General features: G+C 78.0%; 1 protein-coding gene. It reads left to right on the top strand.

Going from position 1 to position 989, the window contains the following annotated elements; translation table 11 throughout:
* The coding region (locus tag AWZ10_RS27395) for a DUF5682 family protein (protein WP_244172564.1) at nucleotides 1-989 on the top strand (989 nt) is incomplete at both ends.

Genomic DNA, 989 nt, shown 5'->3' with positions numbered 1-989 from the left:
GGGTCGCGGCCGTGATCGGCGCCTTCCACGCCCCGGCGCTGACGGACGGGTCCGGAGCCGGTGGGTCCACGGCCGATCATGCGGGGACGCAGAGTGCGGTGCCTGCCCCGCGCGTGATCGGCGGCACGGCCGGGGCCCGGGGGGCGGATCTCGTCGGGGAACGCCCGCCCGTCGTCACCTCGCTCGTCCCGTACGCCTTCGACCTGCTGGACTCCCGTTCCGGGTACCCGGCGGGCATCCGGGACCCGCGCTGGCAGCAGGCGGTGTTCACGGCCGGGGGCGATCCCGGGCTGCTGCAGGGCGCCGCCGCACGGGCGATCACCGATGTGTGCCGGGAACTGCGCGCGGCCGGGCACACCGCGGGCACGGGAGAGGCCACCGAGACCCTGCGGATGGCGTGCGACCTGGCCAGTCTCCGGGGGCTCGCGGCCCCCGGCCGGGGCGAGGTCCTGGAGGCGCTGACGGCCGTGATGGGCCAGGGCGAGCCTCTCGGCCGGGGCCGGGCCCTCGCTCGGGCCCTCGAAGTGGTCCTGGTCGGCACGGACCGGGGCCGGATCGCGCCGGGCACACCGCGTTCCGGTCTCGGCCCGTCCGTGGAGGCGGAGTTGGCCGCACTGCGGCTGCCCGGCCCGGACGATCCCGCCTCGCGCGAACTCCGGCTCGACCCGCTCCGCTCCGCCCTCGACGGCCGCCGCGAGACCCTGCTCCAGCGCCTCGCGGCGTGCGGCGCGGGCTACGGCGAGGCCGTGGAGGTGGCGGGCACGGGCGACGGTACGGCGCTCACCACCCGGTGGCGGCTGTCGTGGACGCCCGCCGTTCCCGTACGGCTCGACCTGGCCGGGATACGGGGCGTGACCGCGGCTCTGGCCGCCGAGGGCACCCTGCGGGAGACCTTCCGCAAGGAATCGACGGACGGCGGGCCCACCTGCGCGCTGGTTCTCGCCGGGCTGCGCGCGGCGGCTCGCTGCGACCTGCCCGCGCTGGTCGCC

The organism is Streptomyces europaeiscabiei, assembly GCF_001550375.1.
GTDB classification, from domain to species: domain Bacteria; phylum Actinomycetota; class Actinomycetes; order Streptomycetales; family Streptomycetaceae; genus Streptomyces; species Streptomyces europaeiscabiei.
Note: the sequence above shows the minus strand (reverse complement) of the source record. Positions and strands in the feature narration are given on the sequence as shown.